This is a genomic window from Acinetobacter sp. NBRC 110496 (genome assembly GCF_000876115.1).
In the GTDB taxonomy this organism is placed as follows: Bacteria; Pseudomonadota; Gammaproteobacteria; order Pseudomonadales; family Moraxellaceae; genus Acinetobacter.
The window spans coordinates 37,643-59,584 of the sequence record NZ_BBTF01000023.1 but is presented as its reverse complement, the minus strand read 5'-3'; the positions used below and the strand labels follow the sequence as shown (position 1 = coordinate 59,584).

General features: G+C 41.0%; 21 protein-coding genes and 1 tRNA gene. 10 read left to right on the top strand and 12 right to left on the bottom strand.

Annotated elements, in window-relative coordinates:
• A partial coding sequence (locus tag Aba26S_RS12465; protein ID WP_052500223.1) for a phosphatase PAP2 family protein occupies positions 1 to 531 on the top strand: 531 nt, incomplete at its 5' end.
• Positions 532 to 705: 174 nt separating this feature from the next.
• Positions 706 to 2,118, top strand: coding sequence for a glutamine synthetase family protein (locus Aba26S_RS12460; RefSeq protein ID WP_043972355.1), 1,413 nt, complete (start codon positions 706 to 708; stop codon positions 2,116 to 2,118).
• 37 nt (positions 2,119 to 2,155) lie between these two features.
• On the opposite strand, the gene Aba26S_RS12455 is transcribed toward Aba26S_RS12460, so the two are convergent.
• A tRNA-Arg gene (locus Aba26S_RS12455) sits at positions 2,156 to 2,228 on the bottom strand.
• 69 nt (positions 2,229 to 2,297) lie between these two features.
• Positions 2,298 to 3,656, bottom strand: a complete 1,359-nt coding sequence (locus Aba26S_RS12450) for an amino acid permease (protein WP_005243926.1) — start codon at positions 3,654 to 3,656, stop codon at positions 2,298 to 2,300.
• A gap of 372 nt (positions 3,657 to 4,028) precedes the next feature.
• Here Aba26S_RS12450 and prpF point away from each other — a divergent pair, with 372 nt between their 5' ends.
• From prpF to Aba26S_RS12435, 3 genes are all read left to right on the top strand, one after another.
• A complete protein-coding gene (prpF, locus tag Aba26S_RS12445; protein WP_005243924.1) occupies positions 4,029 to 5,216 on the top strand; it encodes a 2-methylaconitate cis-trans isomerase PrpF in 1,188 nt (395 codons plus the stop codon).
• Positions 5,217 to 5,377: 161 nt separating this feature from the next.
• Entirely contained in the window at positions 5,378 to 6,295 is a 918-nt protein-coding gene (locus Aba26S_RS12440; protein WP_043972352.1) for a polyprenyl synthetase family protein, read from the top strand.
• A gap of 55 nt (positions 6,296 to 6,350) precedes the next feature.
• Positions 6,351 to 6,719 carry an MmcQ/YjbR family DNA-binding protein gene (locus Aba26S_RS12435; RefSeq protein WP_005243920.1) on the top strand — a complete coding sequence of 123 codons (369 nt, stop codon included), beginning with the start codon at positions 6,351 to 6,353 and terminating at the stop codon, positions 6,717 to 6,719.
• A gap of 49 nt (positions 6,720 to 6,768) precedes the next feature.
• Here the strand turns inward: Aba26S_RS12435 and Aba26S_RS12430 are convergent, their stop codons facing one another.
• The 4 genes from Aba26S_RS12430 to Aba26S_RS12415 form a co-directional block, all read right to left on the bottom strand.
• Positions 6,769 to 7,620: an SPFH domain-containing protein gene (locus Aba26S_RS12430; protein ID WP_005243918.1), complete on the bottom strand. Its 852-nt coding sequence runs from the start codon at positions 7,618 to 7,620 to the stop codon at positions 6,769 to 6,771.
• An 18-nt stretch (positions 7,621 to 7,638) separates the two neighbouring features.
• Positions 7,639 to 8,097, bottom strand: coding sequence for an NfeD family protein (locus Aba26S_RS12425; RefSeq protein WP_005243912.1), 459 nt, complete (start codon positions 8,095 to 8,097; stop codon positions 7,639 to 7,641).
• A 154-nt stretch (positions 8,098 to 8,251) separates the two neighbouring features.
• A complete protein-coding gene (locus Aba26S_RS12420; RefSeq protein ID WP_043972361.1) occupies positions 8,252 to 9,169 on the bottom strand; it encodes a patatin-like phospholipase family protein in 918 nt (305 codons plus the stop codon).
• 63 nt (positions 9,170 to 9,232) lie between these two features.
• Positions 9,233 to 9,859, bottom strand: coding sequence for a lysophospholipid acyltransferase family protein (locus Aba26S_RS12415; protein ID WP_043972350.1), 627 nt, complete (start codon positions 9,857 to 9,859; stop codon positions 9,233 to 9,235).
• Positions 9,860 to 10,004: 145 nt separating this feature from the next.
• On the opposite strand from Aba26S_RS12415, the gene Aba26S_RS12410 reads away from it, so the two are divergent.
• The 5 genes from Aba26S_RS12410 (at position 10,005) to Aba26S_RS12390 (ending at position 16,694) form a co-directional block, all read left to right on the top strand.
• Positions 10,005 to 11,252, top strand: coding sequence for an MFS transporter (locus Aba26S_RS12410; RefSeq protein ID WP_043972347.1), 1,248 nt, complete (start codon positions 10,005 to 10,007; stop codon positions 11,250 to 11,252).
• Positions 11,253 to 11,598: 346 nt separating this feature from the next.
• Entirely contained in the window at positions 11,599 to 12,705 is a 1,107-nt protein-coding gene (locus tag Aba26S_RS12405) for a porin (RefSeq protein ID WP_043972344.1), read from the top strand.
• Positions 12,706 to 13,013: 308 nt separating this feature from the next.
• A complete protein-coding gene (locus Aba26S_RS12400; protein ID WP_043972358.1) occupies positions 13,014 to 14,651 on the top strand; it encodes a phosphoethanolamine transferase in 1,638 nt (545 codons plus the stop codon).
• 14 nt (positions 14,652 to 14,665) lie between these two features.
• Positions 14,666 to 15,343, top strand: a complete 678-nt coding sequence (locus tag Aba26S_RS12395) for a DNA-binding response regulator PmrA (protein WP_005243900.1) — start codon at positions 14,666 to 14,668, stop codon at positions 15,341 to 15,343.
• A gap of 4 nt (positions 15,344 to 15,347) precedes the next feature.
• Positions 15,348 to 16,694, top strand: a complete 1,347-nt coding sequence (locus Aba26S_RS12390) for an ATP-binding protein (protein WP_043972342.1) — start codon at positions 15,348 to 15,350, stop codon at positions 16,692 to 16,694.
• Between the two features lie 3 nt (positions 16,695 to 16,697).
• On the opposite strand, the gene Aba26S_RS12385 is transcribed toward Aba26S_RS12390, so the two are convergent.
• The 6 genes from Aba26S_RS12385 to Aba26S_RS12360 all read right to left on the bottom strand — a co-directional run bounded on the left by Aba26S_RS12385 (position 16,698) and on the right by Aba26S_RS12360 (position 21,732).
• Positions 16,698 to 17,507, bottom strand: coding sequence for a hypothetical protein (locus Aba26S_RS12385; RefSeq protein ID WP_005243890.1), 810 nt, complete (start codon positions 17,505 to 17,507; stop codon positions 16,698 to 16,700).
• A 59-nt stretch (positions 17,508 to 17,566) separates the two neighbouring features.
• Entirely contained in the window at positions 17,567 to 18,283 is a 717-nt protein-coding gene (locus Aba26S_RS12380) for a phosphatase PAP2 family protein (protein WP_043972340.1), read from the bottom strand.
• Between the two features lie 256 nt (positions 18,284 to 18,539).
• Positions 18,540 to 19,283, bottom strand: a complete 744-nt coding sequence (locus tag Aba26S_RS12375; protein ID WP_043972336.1) for an amino acid ABC transporter ATP-binding protein — start codon at positions 19,281 to 19,283, stop codon at positions 18,540 to 18,542.
• Positions 19,280 to 19,963 carry an ABC transporter permease subunit gene (locus tag Aba26S_RS12370; protein ID WP_043972333.1) on the bottom strand — a complete coding sequence of 228 codons (684 nt, stop codon included), beginning with the start codon at positions 19,961 to 19,963 and terminating at the stop codon, positions 19,280 to 19,282. The genes Aba26S_RS12375 and Aba26S_RS12370 overlap by 4 nt, the downstream gene beginning before the upstream one ends.
• Before the next feature lies 1 nt (position 19,964).
• Positions 19,965 to 20,708 (bottom strand): amino acid ABC transporter permease, encoded by a 744-nt coding sequence (locus tag Aba26S_RS12365; RefSeq protein ID WP_043972330.1) that lies wholly within the window; start codon positions 20,706 to 20,708, stop codon positions 19,965 to 19,967.
• 79 nt (positions 20,709 to 20,787) lie between these two features.
• A complete protein-coding gene (locus tag Aba26S_RS12360) occupies positions 20,788 to 21,732 on the bottom strand; it encodes a transporter substrate-binding domain-containing protein (protein ID WP_043972328.1) in 945 nt (314 codons plus the stop codon).
• Positions 21,733 to 21,942 lie beyond the last annotated feature (210 nt).

The following is a 21,942-nucleotide window of genomic DNA, read 5'->3' as shown; positions in this document are numbered from 1 at the left end:
TTCAATAATATCAATTCCTTTGCTACGGAATTTCCTATTTTAGATAAGCTTGCCATTTTTTTTGCAAATGATTTAAATACGGTATTTATCGGTTTTCTGGTCTTTCTGTTGGTGATTCAATGGAAAACCTATAGTCTTTTATTTGCGAAAACATTATTGATCGTTCTATTTTCACTGATATTAAGTGATTTGATTGAGTTCTTTTATCACCATCCACGTCCATTTCAGCTCAATTTAGGACATAAGCTGATTGGCCATGGGGCAAGCTCTTCTTTTCCAAGTCAGCATACTTTAACGGTTACCATCATTGCATTTTCGTATTGGATGGCCGGATTTAAAAAGCTTGGTTTACTTGGCTTAGGTGTGGGCGTGATTGTGGGTCTATCTCGGATTTTTGTGGGGGTGCATTTCCCATTTGATGTTATGGGGTCATTTGTAATTGGCTTTTTCCTAGTTGTTGCAAGCAATTATGCTTTAAAAGAAATGACACTCAGAATAAGACGGATCAAACCGATTCGGTTGGTCGACTAGAAGTGATTTAGGTTGATAAAACCTTGTTACGCTAAAATGGGGCAATGCTCCATTTTTTATTGTCGTTTTATAAAAAAATTACTCGATAGTCCCAAGAGTTTACGCACTGTTTACGTTACTTCTGTGCTGGTCTCTACTAAGCTGATTCTAACCCTATAACTCGAGTGACCAGCGATGAGTGCTGTACTTGTTGAGATCAATCATCCATCTACATTTAAAAAGTTTATCCAGAGTAAAAATGACAAGATTGAAGGTGATGATATCTCTGTTGCCAAACATCAATTTTTAGAAGAAGTTGAAGCTTATTTAGAACGCTACCCAGATACACAACATATCGATATCTATTTGTGTGATTTGAATGGACATTTACGCGGTAAACGCATTGATATTGGTTGTCTACGAAATCTGACCAAAGGTTGTTATTTCCCCTTGTCCATTTATGCCATGAGTTTAGAGGGCAAGGTCATTGAGGAAACTGGCCTTGGGAAATATATTGGAGAGCCCGATTATTTATGTGAACCTGTTTTAGGAACACTACAACCCCATGCGATTGAACCTGAAACGACTGCACAATTACTACTCAGCATGAAACAGAACATGCATCAAGATTGTTTATTCGAACCGCGCAACATCCTGAAAAAAATCAGCGCCCGATTGCATCATCAAAACTATTTTCCCTGTATTGCAGCAGAAATTGAGTTCTATTTACAGCCTTTGAACATGGCGGGGGATGTTGAGGAAACCATAACGCAATGTTTTGATATCAATATCTCTGACCATTATCAAAATGTGCTGAATGAGATTGAATGGGTTGCAAAGCAGCAGGGTATTCAGATTACTGGTATTGTCTCTGAGTCTTCTTCAAGTCAGTACGAGATCAATCTGCAGCATACGACAGAGATTTTAAAGCTATGCGATCAAATCATGTTGTTAAAAAGAACAATTAAGCAGATTTCCAATAGATATAATCTGCGTGCCAATTTTCTGGCGAAGCCTGAGATACATAAAGCAGGCAGTGGGATGCACTTCCATATGAGCCTTTTAGATCAGAATCAAAAAAATCTGTTTAGTTCAAATGCGGAGCCATCCGAAGCACTGTTAAAAGTCATCAGTGGCTTATTGTTATTTATGCCTGATTCAATGGCAATTTTAGCGCCAAACCTGAATTCCTTCCGCCGTTTCAAGTTCGGCCATCATGTACCGCTAGAGGCGAATTGGGGCGTTAATAATCGTAACGTGGCAATCCGCATTCCTTGTTCAGATCAAGACAATCAACGTTTGGAGTATCGGGTTGCTGGGGCGGACTGTAATCCTTATCTTGCGATTACAACCATGTTGATCGGTGCTTTGCATGGTTTAAGCCATCATTTAGCCATACCGAAACAGGCACATGAGTTAAAGCTGCAAAGTGAGCACATACTGTTACCGACTGAACAAATGCAAGCATTGAGGCTATTGAAGGCGAATCGGAATCTGAATGAATATTTAGGCAAAGCATTTGTCGATGTTTGGTGTACCGTGAAGCAAGCCGAATATCAAAGTGTTTATAGCCAGATTACCAGTATAGAAAGAAACTGGGATATTTAGCAGGTTGTCGTTATTTACATTGGAGCCTGATAGGGTATGCGCTTAGCGGGACTCGAACCCACGTCGGTCGCTTAGGAGGCAACTGCTCTATCCAGTTAAGCTATAAGCGCATAATTTTATGATTATAAACAAAAAAGTGATTGCATAAGCAATCACTTTTTAATGAAACCGATCAACTGTTAATCTTCAGTTTTACGATTTAAAAACTTATAGAAAATAAACATGGCGACGATCCAGATCGGAATCATCAGTACAGATTCTTTAAAGCCTTGTTGCCACATGATATACAGCACTACACCAATAAATGCCAAAACCAGATAGTTACTGAACGGAGACCATAACGCCGGGTATGAGGTCTTGATTTGTGCTGTTTTGATATGACGTTTGTATTTCAAATGGGTCAAGCTGATCATGGCCCAGTTTAAAACGAGTGCACCAACAACGACATACATTAAATGTCCGAGCGCATCTTCCGGCACAAAGTAGTTTAACAACACACAACCAAAGATCAGGAACGCAGAGAGCAGTACCGCTGGAACTGGGACGCCTTGTTTATTGGTTTTGGTAAAGACTTTCGGTGCATTACCTTGTTGAGCCAAGCCAAATACCATACGGCTATTGGCATACATTCCGCTGTTATAGACGGATAATGCTGCTGTCAGGATAATAAAGTTAAGTAAATGTGCTGCCCAACCAATTCCCATTTGACTGAAAATCATGACAAATGGGCTTTTATCTAAGCCACCAAGATCGAGTTGGTTCCAAGGCACAAGTGATAAGAGAATGGCAAGCGAACCGACATAGAACACCAAAATACGAATGACCACTTGGTTAATCGCTTTAGGAATGGTTGTCTTTGGATCTTTGGCTTCTGCCGCAGCCATACCAATCAGCTCAATTCCCCCAAAGGCAAACATCAAGAAAGCCAGCATATAGAACAAGCCTTCGAAGCCATGCGGGAAAAAGCCGCCATGTGACCAAAGGTTGCTAAATGAGGCTGTTGAGTTGGCATCTGCAGTGAAGAGGAGGAACAAACCAAACAAGATCATGGCAACCACAGCAGTTACCTTGATGATTGCTAACCAGAACTCTGATTCACCATAAAATTTAACATTGGTCAGGTTTACTGCCGTAATCACGACAAAGAAAAATAATACAGACTGCCATGCCGGAATTTGCGGCCACCAGTAATTAATATATTTCCCTACAGCCGTTAGCTCAGTCATGGCGACAAGGATGTAGAGAACCCAGTAATTCCAGCCGGTGATAAAGCCTGGAAATTTACCCCAATACTTATAAGCAAAATGACTAAATGAACCAGCAACAGGTTCTTCCACAATCATTTCACCTAAGTGGCGCATGATGAGAAAAACAATCAAGCCGCCAATTGCATACCCCAAAATAATGGATGGTCCAGCAGACTGGATAATTTGCGCAGAACCTAAAAATAAGCCCGTACCAATCGCTCCACCCATGGCAATGAGTTGGATATGGCGGTTTTTTAGTCCACGCTGAAGTTGAGAAGAATCGTTGTTCAAAGGACTGAGCTCGACGAGGAATTAACGGGATTATTCTAATAGATTCAAAGATTTTCGCCTAGTAAAAGTACAGCAATCCCATGACTGTGAAGTTGTCTTAATAAGTTGTTTAAAATCATGTTGTTGCTTTTTTTTCTGAAATAGACTCGGCTTTATCTTGCTACAGTTGAACAGGGTTTTGTTTTTCCAGCCCGATAGATTTGCATTTATGCCATTGTTAAGCCTTGGAAATATACGCAATATAATGTACAGATTTTACCCATGATGACTGATCCAACAGTAATTGGTCGTATGGTATTTTTGGCTGCTGTGCAGTAACTTGAGACCTAAAATATCGCTGCACCAAGAACATGATAAAAGGATGAAATTGACATGAGCTCAGTACCGCAAATCAAAGTCCCAGCAACCTATATGCGTGGTGGAACAAGTAAAGGTGTATTTTTCAAACTGGATGATTTACCTGAAGCGGCACAAGTAGCAGGCAAAGCGCGTGATCAACTTCTCTTGCGTGTCATTGGGAGTCCAGATCCTTATGGGAAACAGATTGATGGCATGGGAGGGGCGACCTCCAGTACCAGTAAAACCGTCATTTTGGCAAAAAGCACCCAGCCAGAACACGACGTCGACTATTTATTTGGTCAAGTATCGATTGATCAGCCTTTTGTCGATTGGAGTGGAAATTGCGGTAATTTAACGGCTGCAGTGGGTTCATTTGCCATTTCAAATGGTTTGGTTGATGCAGCGCGGATTCCTGAAAATGGTATTTGCACAGTACGGATCTGGCAGAAGAATATTCAAAAAACTATCATTGCACATGTTCCTGTGAGTAATGGACAAGTACAGGAAACCGGTGATTTTGAGCTGGATGGGGTGACTTTCCCGGCAGCGGAAGTGCAAATTGAATTTTTAGATCCTGCCGATGATGGTGAGGAAGGGGGCGATATGTTCCCGACAGGAAATGTGGTGGATCAACTGGAAGTGCCTGAAGTCGGCACATTTCAAGCAACTTTTATCAATGCGGGAATTCCAACCATTTTTCTGAATGCCGAAGAGATTGGCTATCAGGGCACCGAATTACAAGATCAGATTAATGGTGATACCGCTGCATTGGCACGTTTTGAGAAAATCCGTGCCTATGGTGCAGTACAAATGGGCTTGATTCAGGATATTTCAGAAGCAGCAGCACGTCAGCATACGCCTAAAATTGCCTTTGTCTCCCAACCGAAAAATTATAGCTCATCTAGTGGCAAAGCGGTTGCGGCAAGCGAGGTCGATTTACTGGTACGTGCTTTGTCGATGGGCAAGTTACATCATGCCATGATGGGTACTGCTGCGGTGGCGATTGGAACAGCGGCAGCGATTCCCGGCACCTTGGTGAATTTAGCCGCAGGGGGCGGCGAGCGTGCAGCGGTGCGTTTTGGTCATCCATCTGGAACCTTACGTGTTGGTGCTCAGGCAGAGCTGATTGATGGCACATGGTCAGTGAAAAAAGCCATCATGAGCCGCAGCGCCCGTGTATTGATGGAAGGTTGGGTACGTGTACCGGGCGATGCTTTCTAATTTTTCATTCTAAATTTATTGCTAAGGCCTTCATTTGAGGGCCTTATTATTTTGAATCGAATAAAAACACAAACTCCTTTTTTTCCGATAAAAAGTGTTATGATGTCGACATTCTGACAAGTCTTGTCAACTTCCTTTTATCAAGATTTCCCGAGGCAATTGTGTCATCTATTTCTCAAGTTAATGCGGATGTTCTCATACAAGCTCAACAACGTATTCAACAAGATTTATTGACAGCATTGGCTGCATTTTCAATTCCAGAACCTTTAAAGGCTGCCGTTCATCATGCAGTAATGTTAGGTGGAAAGCGCATTCGTCCTGCACTCTGTTATGCAGCAGCTTCGTTACAGCCGAATCATAATTTTGCAGCGGCGCGTCGTGCCGCAGTTGCAGTTGAACTAATCCATTGCTATTCATTGGCACATGATGATTTACCTTGTATGGACAATGACTTGCTCCGCCGTGGCCAACCCACCTGTCATGTCGCCTTTGGTGAAGACACGGCTCTATTAGCGGGTGATATTTTACAATCGATGGCCTTTGAAGTATTGGGTAGCCGCTTGTTTGACGAACAAGGACAGGAAACCGAGGCTGCGATTGTCTTGAAGCAGGTACAGATTTTAGCAACCGCCAGTTCAAGAATGGTCTGTGGTCAAGTTCTTGATTTACAGGCAGAAGGGGCGGCTAAACAGGTAGATCAAGCAGAATTAGAGAATATTCACCGTAATAAAACAGGTGCATTGATTCAAGCAGCGATCATGATGGGGGCCGTAACCATCTTTGCAGGTACTGATCAGGCGATTCCAAAGTTACGCCAGTTTGGACAGAGCATTGGTCTAGCCTTTCAAGTGCAAGATGATATTTTGGATATTACGGCGAGCACTGAAACTTTAGGTAAAACAGCAGGCAAGGATGAGCAAATGCAAAAATCGACTTATCCTGCCTTAATGGGCTTGGCGCAGGCACAAGTTTATGCGCAAAGCTTGCATGATCAAGCCTTTGAAGCCCTCGCTTATTTTGGTGAAGATGCCAAAGAGCTCGTTGCGATTTCTCAATTCTTGCTCGCACGTAAAAGTTAAGCTAAGCGATAGCCCTCTACTTGATGAATAATAAATAACAATGGAGTGCGGTTATATGAATGATGAACAATTAGAACAACTTGCACTTGAATACGGACAGCAACTGGCTTTTTCCATTCAGTCACAGCCTTTTGGCCCAGATTGTGAGGTATTCAAGATCTGCGATAAGGTGTTTATGTTAATTGGGGCTTATTCGGGCAAGTTGCTAGTGACGATTAAATGTAAGCCTGAGAAAAGTCTGGAATATCTGGAGTTATATCCTTCAATTTCGGCAGGCTACCATATGAATAAGAAACATTGGATCTCAATTGCCAGTGGTCATGAAATGACAGCCGATTTGCTGCAAGACTTGATTCAAGATTCTTATGATTTAGTGGTGGCAAAACTTCCCGTTAAGACGCGAAAATTGCTCCAACAGCACTAAAAAATAAAGCAGCGATAACGCTGCTTTATTTTTTTCAGGAACAATGGGTTTAGTGTTTACCCATAATTCCACGAATGGCATTCAGCACATCGGCTGGAAGCACCACAGTTTTTGCGTTACTTGATTTAGAGAGATCCTGCATCGCCTTCACATATTGCTCACCCAATAAGTAAGCCACAGGAATTTCTTTATCACCGACTGCAGTGGTGACCATTTCAATGGCACGTTGTGATGATTCAGCAAGAACCACTTGTGCCTCTGCATCGCGACGAGATGCTTCTAAACGACCATCCGCTTCTAGAATTGCGGCCTGTTTTTCACCATCAGCTTTGGTCACCGTCGCACGACGTTGACGTTCAGCTGCTGCTTGAGCTTCCATCGCAGCTTGCATGGTGTGTGAAGGTTGAATATCTTGGATTTCAACCGTTTTCAAGGTGATGCCCCAATCTGAAATATCATCAGAAATCGCTGCTTTCAGTTTCGCTTTAATATGATCGCGAGAAGAAAGTGCATCATCCAAATCCATTTCACCTACAATTGAACGCAGTGAAGTTTGAACCAGATTTTGGATGGCCCAAGTATAGTTTTCAATTCCGTACACCGCCTTTTCTGGTGTAGTGAGATTGATATATGCTACGGCATTCATTACCAACACGGCATTATCACGGGTAATCACTTCTTGCGAAGGAATATCCAAAACAATATCTTTGGTGGTAATTTTATAAGCCACCTCGTCAACATAAGGAATGACAAAGTTTAGACCAGGACTCAACGTAGTATGGTATTTACCTAAACGTTGTACAATCCATTTATAACCTTGGGGAACAATACGAACCCCTTTAAAAATAGTAACACCGATAAAAGCTAAAAAAGCTAAAACAACAATCGTACCGACAGACATTAGAAACCCTCTTTGTGTTTATGACGTATGAGGTTGAACGACCAAATCATTACCCAAAATATCAACCACGCGAACGCGATCACCCACTTGTACTGGAACAGAACAGCGGCAATGCCATTCATCAGAACCTAAAACAGGCATTGAGAAGCGTACAATCAGTTGCCCATGTTCAAGTCCGGTCTGGATAACCATACCAACCTGACCAATGGTTGCTTCGCGAGGGAGCCCAGCTTTGGTTTTGTCAATAGACAGTGGTTTAATAAACTTGAACCAAAGAATCGTGCATAAAATAGATAAAATACCCCAAGTGATTACTTGGGTGGTAAAGCCCATCATGGGGAAAAGCCACAGTAAAATACAAACCATAACTGCTGCTATACCAAACCATAATGCAGCAAAAGCAGGCAAAATCAATTCTGAAAGAATCAGTAAAATCCCTAATACAAACCAGTGCCAAGGTTCAACTACAAATTCCATAGATTTGCTCGTCTCATTAAATGGAGTGGAGGTGAAAAAATATTCACTTTAAGCACTGTAGCAGATGATTATCTTGATGAATATACAAAGATTGTTTTTTTAGTTAGGAAGGGGCAGATGATATTTTTTTAAGATCAACTGCCCAAGATTCTAATTAGAATTTAGATTTTGGAGCTGGTTTCAGTGCAGCAGGAGAATTTTTAAACGTTGTGATCGCATTTTGGATTGCTGTGATCTTGGCTTGAGCTGCTTTTTCACCTTCTAAAATAGCTTCATTACTAGACTTAAGGTCTAATGCGCCAAGATGGCCAACTTTAGGTTGAATCACCACAGTGGCTTGATTGAGCTCTTCATTAATACTTTGTTGACCCATAATATTAATAGTTTGGTCTAATAAGCCCCACATGCTTAAAGGCTTACCTCCAACTGGACGAGCAGAAATATCGATGGCAATCACAATATCCGCACCCATATCTTTTGCAGTTTTAACAGGGATTGGACTGACCAAGCCACCATCTACATATTTGGTATTGCCAATGACAGCAGGAACAAAGACATTAGGGATACTGCATGAGGCACGTACTGCTTGACCTGCATTACCTTTAATAAATTCTGCTTTTTTACCGCTGTCTAAACGTGTTGCAACTGCGGCAAAACGGATTGGGAACTGTTCAATCGGTTTATTGCCAACCTGCGTGTTGACGTAATTCTGAAGTTTCTGCCCCAGAATAATACCCTGACTATTTAAGGTTAAGTCACGCAAATCCGATTCTTGTAATTTCAGGGCTAGATTTTGCATTTGATAAGGTGTCTGCCCACTGGCATAAATACTACCCACAAAACTACCAGCACTGGTCCCTGTAACAATTTTTGCTTTAATCCCATGTGACTCTAGTACTTTAATGACACCGATATGGGCGAAACCTTTAGCACCTCCACCACCGAGTGCAAGTGCGATTACTGGTTCACGTGCTTTAATCGCCATCGTAGAGGGGGCTTTCTTTGCGGTTTGATCACAACCCAATAATGCGAAGCCAAGAACAGCCAAGCAAGACAGTCGAGCAATTTTCATATCGAATGCAGATAAAATGTACAAAAAAGATGGGCACATCAGAGCAGATTTGCCTCTATTTTTCTAGTTTTTTTTCACAAGTTTTTGTAAGGGAGCTGCCAGCCAATGTGGGTTCTTGGGAGAGAAGTGACCTACATAACATTGCATGATCTGTTCAAGATCCTGTTGATAGTGTCCCGTTGGAATAAAGGCACCTAAACAATAAATGGTTTTATGGTCATAATCAAAGGCGAACATCACAATCGGAATACCTGCTGCATGGGCGATATGGTAAAAACCGCTTTTCATTTTTTTGGCTTTTTTACGCGTACCTTCAGGTGCCATTCCAATCCAGATTTTATCGTGTTGGCGAATGCTGGCAACCACTTGCTCGGTGAGGCCATGTGCACTATCTCGATGTACAGGAATGAGTCCTGCCCAGTTTAACAGTGGCTTCAATGGTGGCTTAAATAAGCTGTCTTTACCCAGTACAGTAATTTTTAACCCTAGCCCGCCGATAGCGAGAAAGCCATACCAGCCGTCAATATTGGAGGTGTGTGGAGAAATAATCGCAACAGCCTTGGGAAGATTGGGAATTTCCCCGACAACAGTCCAGCCTTGGCTTAAAAAAATTTTCTTACATAACGTACGACTATAAAGCGATCCACGTTGTGGTACTAACGGGGGTAAATCTGGAAAATCCTGCGACATAAATTATAATATGTAATGACAATTACAATGATGTTAAACGCTCATGATCGACACTGCATTGGCAAAAAATAAGATTTTATTGCTATGCCGATGAAAGGATTGGATACTTGAGCTCCTCTTCATCTACGGTTATGGAAAACTGAAAATGCTTAATCTTCGTCAGGTTTACATTTTATTGTTTTCCTTATACTGGGCGCAGGGCTTACCTGTAGGTTTTATGACCCATGCGCTGCCTGTGATTTTAAGGGCACAGGGGGTGTCCTTGGCGCACATTGGTGGTTTTGGCTTATTGATGTTGCCTTGGTCGATTAAAATTTTTTGGGCGGCTTATGTGGATCGTTCTGCCATCTCAAGATTAGGCCATTACCGCAGTTGGATTCTTCCTACTCAACTTGCGAGTGTACTGATTCTGATTGTCTTGTCATTTTTCCCGATTCAGGCTTTAAACCAACCCTATTATTTGCTGATTTTTTTTGCATTACTGTTCCTTATGAATTTAGCTGGCGCAACGCAGGATATAGCGACAGATGGTCTGGCAGTCAATTTACTGAAAAGTGATCAACAACACTGGGGCAACACCTTTCAAGTGATCGGATCTCGTTTAGGTTTTATTGTAGGCGGAGGGGCAGTACTTTGGTGTCTTGATTGGCTGGAGTGGCAAAAGACCTTTCTGGCTTTGGCAGCACTGGTCTTGCTCAATACGCTGCCTGTTTTGTTTTATCGTGAACCGCAACACATGAGTAAAGGGGTAGCTAATATCGCTGATAGCGTTTCTTTAGTACAGGCGATCAAAGCTTATCTCGCTTATTTTCAGTCTTCTTCAGAACTAAAAGCATGGTTGCTGGTATTAATTAGTTTTAAAGTGGCTGATGGTTTAGCAGGACCTTTGTTAAAACCTTTAATGGTGGATATGGGCTTGAATTTCACCCAGATTGGGGTGTTTATTACCATGTTTGGTGCAGTTGCTGCATTGTTAGGAGCTGCAATTGCAGGCTTATTATTGAAGTATTTTTCCAGAACGCAAAGTTTGATTGTTTTTTCACTGCTTAAGATCTTGAGTTTGGGGGCTTATACTATTTTGGCTCATGCTTACGAAGCTGGGCATGAAATTTCTCCAATCTGGCTTTATGTGGTCAATGCGGTTGAAGATGCCTGCTCTGCCATGCTGTTAGTGGTGATGTTAACCTTGGTTATGCAATACAGTCGTAAACAATTTGCTGGCACAGATTTTACCTTTCAAGTCTCGATTATGGCGACTGTCAGTGGCTTTCTTTATTTATGGAGTGGAGTCGTTGCGGATTGGCTCGGATATTTTCATTATTTGATTGTCATCTGCATGATTGCTGTGCTTTGTTTGTGGCCAATTATTTACTGGAAAAATTATGTAAGATGAAAGCATATTTTTATTACCGTTTTTTTACTAAACTGAACAGATGTGAAATGACAAATAGGGTTAAGTCCTTATGCTTATCTCTAGATTGAATGCTCTTCGTCGGATTTTTTATTTTTTTGAATATCGCCATGTGATTATGAAAAGTACTTAATTTGTTTTCTAATGGTTTGATATATAAAATAATTTTTTAAAATATAAAAATATGGTTTAAAATCTGTGGCAGAGTTTATCACTGGCTGCAAATTAAACTTTAGTCGAAATTAGAATAAATAAATAAGATTTTAATCGTTTTGTCATATAAAGTTACTGTGTAGGATTTGTTACAAATTTAACCAGGATGTAAACAATGAAAATCAAAATTGTAACAGCAGCAGTGCTCAGTTTACTTGCAACAACCACATTTGCAGCGCCAACACTGTATGGTGAAATCGATGCCAGCGTTGATTATTTACCAGAAAAAAATGCGACTAAATCAAATAAAGATGTTTGGGAAATTAGTTCAAACAGTTCATTTATAGGAATTAAAGGTGATGAAAAACTCACTGAGCGTTTAAGTGCAGTCTATGCAATCGAGTGGGGGTTTAGTGCGGATGGCGATAGCAGTGACTGGACACAGCGTAATCGTTTTGTCGGTTTAAAAGATTCCCAATTAGGTACTTTAAAAATTGGTAAGCATGATACGCCAGTTAAACAGTTATCGAGTGTCGTTGATACCTTCAATAACTATGTCGCAAACAAGGCGGATATCACGGGTATTTTCACAGGTGAAAACCGTATTGATAATGCTGTGATCTATGAGTCGCCAGCAGTTCAGTTATTAGATGGTGCTTTTAAATTCAATGCTTTACTTGCAACAGGTGAGTCTTCTGGTATTAAACAGACCAGCGGCGGCGCAAAAGTTGCAGGTGGTGGTTTGGGAGATGCATGGTCAGCGACAGTCACCTATGAAAACCCATTGCTGGTTGCGGGTATCGGTTATGACAAAGCGATTCCAAGCACTTTCCTTGGTCGTGGTTTCTTAAATGCGGCTGAACCTGCGATTTCTGGTGGAAGTCTATTTGCAGCTGCCAATACCGTCCGTGCCATTGGTCGAGTTAATCCTGTTGAAGGTTTAGCGCTTAAAGCACTTTATCAGACCTCTAAAGTTGACGCGGTTGCTGGCAATGCATCAGGTTCAGAAAATATTGATGACGCGCAAGGCTGGTTATTGGGTGCTGAATATAATATTCCTCAAGCGAAGAACTGGACAGTAAAAGGTCAATACAGCCAAAATGATACTAGCTTTAAAACCAATACAGCTGATTTTAAAGCAAAACAAGTTATTGCAGGCGCAGACTATGCATTTAACAAACAAGTCAGAACCTATGGTTATGCTGGTTATCTAACGCTTGAGCAAGCAAGCAAAAAGGATAAGCAACCTGTTGCAGGTCTAGGCTTAGAATTTAAATTCTAAATTATCCTTCTTACTGAACACCCTTTAAGTACACCTTAAAGGGTGTTTTTGTTTGTATGGGATATGACTTGTAGTATAGTAAATCCACTACATTGAATGATTTTTTTAAGAATAAAACTAGGGTACGTAATGGAGAGATCACAAATCAGCGGGATGATGTGAAATTAAATGTCTCCCTCGATTTGTAAGTAAATCTAGAACCGAATTGCAGATATTATTGCGCCTATTATTATTTAGTTTAAGTCATTTTTAAGTTTTAATTTTTATCTTAGAGACACTAAGAAGTTTATTTTTAGATTATGATGACCATGCTGCTACAGAAACTCAAGACAAGACCTATCTCGCTGTTAACTTTTAATGCCTTAGTTGCTATTTGGTTAGGTGTATTTTTAAATTTTGCTTTTTATAAAAAAATGGAGTCTCTTACTCCATATACTGGAATGAAAGCTGGTTTTTTTGTATTGGCTTCTATATTGGTCGTTGTTGCCATATATAACTTTCTTTTCCAGCTTCTAAGCTGGAAATGGACTGCAAAACCACTTGCAATTGCCTTGGTTTTTATTGGAGGCTTTGCTGCTTATACGGTCAATACATTAGGTGTCTGGATTACCTCTGACCAAATTCAAAACTTGATGCAAACCAATGTTGCAGAAGCACGAGATACCTGGTCATGGCATCTTGTGGTATGGACATTAGGTATGACCATCTTGCCGATTATTGTAATCTTGTTGGTGAAGATTAAACCTGAACCTGTACTACGCCAATTATTAAAAAAGGTGATTGCTTCTGTACTTTCTTTAGCTATGGTTGCTGGGCTTTTATTTGTTTTTTATGTTGATTTTGCAGCAATTTTTCGTGAGAACAGAGATCTGAAAGGAATGATTTCTCCTCAAAATATGATCGGATCTTTTATTTCATATTATAAAAAGAAAGCTCCGAAAGAAAATCTCCCATTGGTGACTTATGGTGAAGATGCACAGCATGTAGAAGCGGCAAAAGGTTTACCTAAGCTGATGGTATTGGTTGTGGGTGAAACAGCACGTGCAGAAAATTTTTCACTAAATGGATATGGCAAACAAACCAATCCTAAATTAGCAAAGCAAGACATTATCAACTTTTCCCAAGTCAGTTCTTGCGGTACAGCAACAGCTGTGTCGGTTCCTTGCATGTTCTCTGGTATGCCAAGAGAAGATTATAATGAGCGCCTTGCAAGTCATCGTGAGGGGTTACTTGATATTGCCCAACGAGCAGGTTATCAAGTGACTTGGATTGACAATAATTCTGGTTGTAAAGGTACTTGTGATCGCGTGCAACAATTCCAGATTCCTGAACCGATTCAGAAAAAGTGGTGTAAAGATGGAGAGTGTTTAGATGAGATGCTGGTTGATAGCCTAAAAGCGTATATTGAAACGATTCCAAAAGATGATACCCGACCACATTTGGTGGTATTACATCAAATGGGGAGCCATGGCCCAGCGTATTATAAGCGTGTACCACCAGCCTATCGTGTGTTCAAGCCGACATGTGATACCAATGCTATTCAGGGGTGCAGTAAAGAAGCTTTGGTCAACAGCTATGACAATACTTTGCTTTATACCGACCATATTTTAGATTCATTGATCGAAACATTAAAACCAACAACGCAGTATCAAACAGGTTTGTGGTATTTATCTGATCATGGTGAGTCGACAGGTGAGAGTGGCATGTATTTGCATGGTGCACCTTATGCCATCGCACCCTCTCAGCAGACCCATATCCCAATGCTGATGTGGTTTTCAAATACATGGCAACAACATGCAGCTAAACAGATGCAATGCCTGAAACAACAAAGTAATACTAAGCTCAGCCAAGATAATTTGTTTCCAACAATGCTGAGCCTGCTTGATGTAAAAACTAAAGTAATTAACTCCAAAGATGACATGTTGCAAACATGTCCTAACCCTTAAGGTGAAATGAAATCATGACCAAGATCTTGATGATAGAAGATGATTTTATGATTGCAGAGTCGACATTGACTTTATTGAGATACCATCAATTCGACGTAGAGTGGGTCAATAACGGGGTGGATGGATTGGCTTTACTCACCAAGCAATCCTTTGATTTAGTATTATTGGATTTGGGTTTGCCTTTAATGGATGGGATGCAAATCCTCAAACAGATCCGTCAGCGTAGTTCATTGCCTGTTCTAATCATTTCTGCAAGAGATCAGTTGCAGAATCGTGTCGATGGGCTGAATCAGGGGGCAGATGATTATCTTATTAAACCTTATGAGTTTGATGAGTTGTTGGCCCGCATTAATGCTTTACTACGTCGTGGCAGTAATGAAGCAGCCCAGCTTAAGAGCCAATCTCAGTTACTTAAAAGCGGCGAACTAATACTGGATGTAGAGCAACATTTGGCGACCTTTAAAGGGCAACAAATTGAATTGTCAAATAGGGAGTGGGCGATCCTGATTCCGATGGTTTCACATCCAAACAAGATTTTTTCTAAAGCCAATTTAGAAGATAAGCTGTATGATTTTGATAGTGAAGTGACCAGCAATACCATTGAAGTCTATGTGCATCATTTGCGTGCCAAATTAGGTAAAGACTTTATTCGTACCATCCGTGGTTTAGGTTATCGTCTAGGACAATCTTAAATTTATGAAAACAGCAAAGCATTATTCACTTAAGAAAAGGTTGATTTGGGGTACTTCCATTTTTAGTGTGGTGCTCGGCTGTTTTTTAATTTTAGCGGCGTATCAGATTTCATTACACGAAGTTGATGAGATTCTGGATACTCAAATGCAATACATGGCAGAGCGATCAATTTCGCAACCGATTCTGCCTGTTTCAAGTCGGGTTGAATTGCATCGAACATATCATGAAGAAGATTTGTTGATTGATATATGGGCCTATAAAGATCAAAGTCATTTATGGCACCAAACGCAATTATTGATTCCTCCAGTGAAACAAGCTGGTTTTTATACGCAGGACACACCACAGGGCAAATGGCGTGTGTATGTTGTGCCTTTGCAGGACTATCAGGTTCAAGTCAGTCAGCAGGAACAGGTACGTCATGCTTTTGCATGGGAGTTAGCTGGCAGCATGTTTGTTCCTTATATCTTGCTGCTGCCAATTGCTATTTTTGTTCTCGCTTTCATTATTCGCTTGAGTTTAAAGCCTTTAGAAGATTTTAAAACAGAGTTGACCCAACGTGACTCAGATGGATTGGCACCCATAGACAGCCAAAATTATCCGCAAGAGTTGTTGCCGACCATTGAAGAAATGAACCGTCTATTTGAGCGCATTCAGCATGCTCAAACCGAACAAAAACAATTTATTGCCGATGCTGCCCATGAGCTCAGAACACCTGTCACAGCATTAAATTTACAAACCCGGATCTTGATCAGTCAGTTGCCTGAACATGAATCTTTGCAAAATCTCAGTAAAGGACTAGCCCGTATTCAACATTTGGTCACTCAATTGTTAGCGTTGGCAAAGCAGGATGTTGCACTTAGTTTAATTGAACCAAATACTAATTTTCGTTTGAATGATGTGGCATTAAATTGTGTTGAGCAATTGGTGAATTTAGCCATGCAAAAAGAGATTGATTTGGGATTTGAGCGTAATGATCCTATTGAAATGCAAAGTCTTGAATCAACAGTTCATTCGATTATTTTCAATTTGATTGATAATGCAATTAAATATACCCCGAATCAGGGAGTTATTAATATCTCGGTGTACAGTGATGCGGATGATTTTGCCTATATCCAGATCGAAGACAGTGGGACAGGCATTGATCCTGAGCAATATGATAAGGTACTGAAACGCTTTTATCGTGTACATCATCATTTAGAAGTCGGGAGTGGACTTGGTTTATCGATAGTCGATAAGGCAACGCAACGTTTAGGTGGTATTTTGACTTTGTCTCGCAGTATCGAATTAGGAGGGTTGAGTGTATTGGTCAAACTCCCGAAAAAACTAGCCCATCACGACTATAGTCATTAAAGATTAATGTGAGCTGTTTAGTGCTTGGTCTTTTAAATAGCGTAAGAAAAGTACACATTTTTGAATACGTTTGCCATCATTGCCAACTTTACTGACATTAAAATGCAATACCCAATTTAAGCGTTTACCAACTTTACAAATGTCTTTATAGACTTGAGGTTCATCTACGAGTGCCTGATAGAGTAACTTGCTTGCTTGCTCAAGTTGTTCAAATTCAAAGTGGTAAGCGGTTGAAAAGATAAAGAGCAACCAATCACGTACAAAACAGTCATGTAGGCTGAGTACATCTTTGGGATCGGTTTCAAAATCAATAAAAGTAAACTGATTTTGTTCATCGACCAAAATATTACGAGCAAATGCTTCGCTCAAATAACCTTCTTGTTGATGAATATTACGAATAGATTGAATGGCTTGATTAAATAACTCAAACTGTACTTCGGGATGGTCTTTTAAACTGGCAATCTTTTGATCGAGCTGATCTACCTGACTATGACGTTGAGCGCCGACATCCTCCAATAAAATACCTTTTTTTGATACAGCCAAAACATTGGGTGTTGAGACTCCTAGTGCATTGAGTTGCTGGATTCTGCTAAATTCGCATTCAATTGCAGTTGCTCCACCTTGATTTGGAACAGGGGTTATTGAGCCTAAGTTAAATATTTTTGCTAACCATTTTAATGGCGTATATAGCCATAGCCCATGACGTTCAGATGCTTTTTTTAACCATACTTTATGGGAATCTAGTTCATAAGATTGAATAGATGATTGCTGCGTTGGTAAAGTGGATTCTAAAAAGGTTTGAAAGTCAGTCATATGGAAGAAAAAATATCCTAAAGTGGTCGTGAAGTGCATCATGGATTTTGGTGCTGGGCTCACTTTACCACATCAACTGTTGTTATCGGTACTGCCTTATGATTTGCAGCTTGTTGATGACGTTTATAGGTGATTGCATATATAACAAGATTCACCGCAATACAGAACCATGCCGTCCACAAGTTATGACTAAGAAAATGAGCGCCGCGCATCATTTGCGCCCAGCCCATGGCAAAACCAATAACCATTCCAGCAAAAAGATAGAACCATGCACGTCTCTGATGACTTAAACGATAAACAAAATAGCCTGTGACCAAGGCAAACCCTGTACTGGCATGTCCACCTGGAAAGCAGTGTCCTGCTGTTGCTGAAAAATCCCAGATAAAGCCTGTTGCTGTTTCATGGGTCATATACCAAGGACAGGCATGAGCCGAATGTGATTTGAAGAATCCAACCACAGCGGTACACAGGATGCTCACCCAAAACATATAACCGTATTCCCAGTGCTTTGCTTTGAGTTTTTCAACTTTAAATGAGGCACACCATAAAAAGAAAAAGATCAGATACACTGCTATGAGTAGGTTTTTGACATAGCTATGGTTGAGTTTATCTAGAAACCAGTCATCTTTGTAAGGGAATGTCCCTTGTAAACTGACCCAAGGTTGAATCAGATCTAAATCAATTATGCCACCGATTGGAAACACGAAGAATAAGATGAAAAAGCTAAGCATTAAGAGAAAGCTGGTTAGTGCAAAAAAAGGTGTTTTCAGAATCATTGAGCCTATTATTAAAATCAGATGAAAATTTGTGTTATTTAATGTGAACAAGCTTAATAACCTCTTAAATATACCTAAAAAAGTACCAAATGAGGATATTGATAAAATAAAAAACTAGCAAAAATTTTTATATTTTCAAAGCTTGGTTATTCAAACCTGCTAAATATCTGGAACAGGGCATATCACGACGTTTATTCAGTTGTTGTATCATATAAGCAGCCATTGAGACTGCTTACATTGGGGATGTATGAAAAACTTAATGCAGAATTTTATCCAGAAATTGCTGAGCTCGTTCCCCACGTGGCGCACCAAAGAATTCATCTTTAGAGCAGTCTTCAACAATTTTTCCTTGGTCCATGAAGATGACACGATTGGCGACTTGGCGGGCAAAGCCCATTTCATGGGTGACACACATCATGGTCATGCCTTCTTTGGCCAATCCCACCATTACATCAAGGACCTCATTGATCATTTCAGGGTCAAGCGCAGAAGTGGGCTCATCGAATAGCATCGCAATCGGGTCCATACTGAGGGCACGCGCAATTGCTACACGTTGTTGTTGCCCCCCTGAAAGCTGGGTGGGATATTTATTGGCATGTGCGCTCAGTCCAACCCGATCCAGATAGGAGAGTCCTTTTTTATTGGCTTCCGCTTCTGAACGTCCAAGCACTTTGATCTGTGCAATGGTCAGATTCTCGGTAATACTTAAGTGCGGAAACAGTTCAAAGTGCTGAAATACCATACCGACTCGACTCCGCAGTTTGGTCATATCGGTTTTGGATTCATGCACAGGCACGCCATCGACAAAGATTTTGCCTTGCTGAAATGGCTCAAGCCCATTCACTGTCTTAATCAAGGTGGATTTTCCTGAACCCGATGGGCCACAAACCACCACCACTTCACCTTGGCAAATTTGAGTACTGCATTCAGTCAGTACCTGAAATTGTTCATACCACTTACTGACATTTTGGAGGTCTATCATTACTTTATTGTCACTCATACACTTAACCTCCTTTGTAAACGTTTCACTGCGAATGTCGCGAGAGCGCTGATAGTGAAGTACACCAACCCTGCAAATAAAATATATTGGGTAAGCAGAGACATTAAATCGCCACGAACATAATTTGTTCTGAAAAAATCGAGTAGTCCAATCGCATAAACCATAGTGGAATCTTGAAACAGGATGATGGTCTGTTGCAGTAATAACGGGGTCATTTTCCTAAACGCCTGAGGCAGAATAATTAGTCGCATAGATTGGCCATAGCTCATACCCAATGCTGAAGCAGCAGCAGCTTGACCTTTGGGAATGGACTGAATCCCTGCACGGACAATTTCAGAAAAATACGCTGCTTCAAATAGCATGAAGGCGACAATACTTGAAACCAAAGCGGTATCGATAGTCAGGTATTGTCCAGTAATTGCGGTATAAAAAAATGGCACAGCAAAATAGAACCACATCAAGACCAGCAGCAAGGGAATGGAACGGAACAGGTCGACATAAGCCTGTGCAATCCAATTCAGAATTTTGATTGAAGACAAACGCATCATTGCCAGTAGCGTACCGATGGCGATACCACCAATAGTGGCAATCACCACCACTTTTAAGGTGATGCTGAATCCATACCAGAGTGCGGGGCCAGACTGCTGTAAGTCATTCAGAAAAGAAGTGAATCCATCCATATTACTTGCCTCCTGAGATTAAACCAGGAATACGCAGGCGTTTTTCCAGAAGGTTCATACTAAAAATGAGGCAGATGTTGATCACGATAAAAATCAGTGTGACATAGGTATAAATTTCGATGGTGTTCTGGGTATATTCACTAATGGTTTTCATCTGTGAAATGAGTTCTGCCACCCCAACTAATGAGGCGACCGAGGTGTTTTTCACGCAGTTGGTCAGTTCAGAACTCAGTGGCGGCAAAATGGTACGAAAAGACTGCGGTAGAATGACATAGCGATACAATTGTGTCGTAGTAAATCCCATAGCATAGCCAGCATTGATTTGCCCTTTGGGTAAAGCTTCAATGCCTGTTCGAACCTGCTCACATACACGTGCTGCAGTGAATAAACCGAGTCCGACACTGGCGGAAATCAGCGCGGTGGTATTGGCGCCCAGATCATTGATCCACCAGTTTTTAATCGGTGCGGGCAGGAAGTTGGGAACGACATAAAACCAAATAAATAATTGAACCAGTAAGGGCACATTTCTAAATAACGTCACATAGGCCGTACCGATTGCTCTGGCGGTTCTATTGGGAAGTGTGCGCATGATGCCAAGAATACTGCCGAGCAGTAGGGCAATGCTCCATGCAACCACAGCAATCACAATGAGCCATCCGAGGCCCGTGACAATCCAGTTCAGGTAGGTGGTATCGCCGATGCCTGTTGATTGCCACAAAACACCCCAGTTCCAGCTATAATTCATAACAACTCCTGAGTAGAGTCGGGACAACATCCTCTGTTTCCCGACCCCACAATACTATTGTTGCGATAAGGGGAGCGAATTACTGATCGCGATCATGTGGGTTGCTGATTAAGGCTTTGAGCTGATCGGTCATGGCAAAGTTCAAATTAATATTTTTTGGTGGAATCGGTTGCTGGAACCATTTTTCATACATCTTGTTGATTTCACCAGACGCATAGGTTGCCTTAATGGCATCATCAACCACCTGTTTAAAGCCTGTATCACCTTTGCGCAGCATACAACCATAAATTTCATGGATGGGTGCTGTGCCGACAATTTCCCATTGATTCGGATCTTTAGCTTTGGATTTTTCTCCTGCCAGCAGGATATCGTCCATCATAAACGCGACAGCACGACCATTTTGTAGCATTAAGAATGATTCAGCATGGTCTTTGGCAGAAATGATTTCGCCAATGCCAAGTTCTTGTTGGTGTTGACGGATATAGCGTTCAGACGTCGTACCCGCAGTGGTGACCAGTTTTTTACCTTTTAAATCGGCAAAGTCTTTAATGCCCGAATTTTTAGAGGTTAGTAAGCGTGAACCCACTTCAAAGAAACCGACAGAGAAATCGACTTGCTGCTGGCGTTCTTTATTATTGGTGGTGGAGCCACATTCCAGATCTACCGTGCCATTCGAGACCAGCGGAATCCGGTTCTGACTGGTGACCAAGTTATAGCGGATTTTCAGATCTGGCATATTCAGCTTCTGCTTCACAGCTTCAACGACTTTTAGTTGCAGATCATGTGCATAACCAACCGGTTGGTTTGGGGTAGAGGCAATATATGAAAAGGGAATTGATGAATCGCGATAACCTAGCACAATCGTGCCAGAACTTTTGATTTTGTTTAATGTTCCTGAAGCCGATGCACTGCCTTCAGTCGCTTTGTCGCCAGCCGTTGGCGCTTTGTTATCGCTACAGGCACTGAGTCCAAATATCAAAGTGCCTGCACAAAGCAGAGAGGTCATGGTGCGTTTATAAATCATGTACAAAACTCCTTTTGTATCGTTATGATCACATGCGTCATTGTTGCGGTTTAACCGTTCATTTTTATGAAAAATAATGTGTTCTTTTTGGTGTATTAAAAAACATTATTTTTCATCTTAATGGAGTTGAATGCACATGCTCAAGCGATATTTTTTACGGTTTTGTTAATCGTAATGTGGATGAGTGGCGTAATTTAAAAGTTGTAAATT

Excerpts from the sequence above, each read along its gene's own strand:
- Aba26S_RS12460 (WP_043972355.1), top strand. The coding sequence starts at position 706 with ATGAGTGCTGTACTTGTTGAGATCAATCATCCATCTACATTTAAAAAG.
- prpF (WP_005243924.1), top strand. The coding sequence starts at position 4,029 with ATGAGCTCAGTACCGCAAATCAAAGTCCCAGCAACCTATATGCGTGGT.
- Aba26S_RS12435 (WP_005243920.1), top strand. The coding sequence starts at position 6,351 with ATGAATGATGAACAATTAGAACAACTTGCACTTGAATACGGACAGCAA.
- Aba26S_RS12430 (WP_005243918.1), bottom strand. The coding sequence starts at position 7,620 with ATGTCTGTCGGTACGATTGTTGTTTTAGCTTTTTTAGCTTTTATCGGT.
- Aba26S_RS12425 (WP_005243912.1), bottom strand. The coding sequence starts at position 8,097 with ATGGAATTTGTAGTTGAACCTTGGCACTGGTTTGTATTAGGGATTTTA.
- Aba26S_RS12420 (WP_043972361.1), bottom strand. The coding sequence starts at position 9,169 with ATGAAAATTGCTCGACTGTCTTGCTTGGCTGTTCTTGGCTTCGCATTA.
- Aba26S_RS12415 (WP_043972350.1), bottom strand. The coding sequence starts at position 9,859 with ATGTCGCAGGATTTTCCAGATTTACCCCCGTTAGTACCACAACGTGGA.
- Aba26S_RS12410 (WP_043972347.1), top strand. The coding sequence starts at position 10,005 with ATGCTTAATCTTCGTCAGGTTTACATTTTATTGTTTTCCTTATACTGG.
- Aba26S_RS12405 (WP_043972344.1), top strand. The coding sequence starts at position 11,599 with ATGAAAATCAAAATTGTAACAGCAGCAGTGCTCAGTTTACTTGCAACA.
- Aba26S_RS12400 (WP_043972358.1), top strand. The coding sequence starts at position 13,014 with ATGCTGCTACAGAAACTCAAGACAAGACCTATCTCGCTGTTAACTTTT.
- Aba26S_RS12395 (WP_005243900.1), top strand. The coding sequence starts at position 14,666 with ATGACCAAGATCTTGATGATAGAAGATGATTTTATGATTGCAGAGTCG.
- Aba26S_RS12390 (WP_043972342.1), top strand. The coding sequence starts at position 15,348 with ATGAAAACAGCAAAGCATTATTCACTTAAGAAAAGGTTGATTTGGGGT.
- Aba26S_RS12385 (WP_005243890.1), bottom strand. The coding sequence starts at position 17,507 with ATGACTGACTTTCAAACCTTTTTAGAATCCACTTTACCAACGCAGCAA.
- Aba26S_RS12380 (WP_043972340.1), bottom strand. The coding sequence starts at position 18,283 with ATGATTCTGAAAACACCTTTTTTTGCACTAACCAGCTTTCTCTTAATG.
- Aba26S_RS12375 (WP_043972336.1), bottom strand. The coding sequence starts at position 19,283 with ATGAGTGACAATAAAGTAATGATAGACCTCCAAAATGTCAGTAAGTGG.
- Aba26S_RS12370 (WP_043972333.1), bottom strand. The coding sequence starts at position 19,963 with ATGGATGGATTCACTTCTTTTCTGAATGACTTACAGCAGTCTGGCCCC.
- Aba26S_RS12365 (WP_043972330.1), bottom strand. The coding sequence starts at position 20,708 with ATGAATTATAGCTGGAACTGGGGTGTTTTGTGGCAATCAACAGGCATC.
- Aba26S_RS12360 (WP_043972328.1), bottom strand. The coding sequence starts at position 21,732 with ATGATTTATAAACGCACCATGACCTCTCTGCTTTGTGCAGGCACTTTG.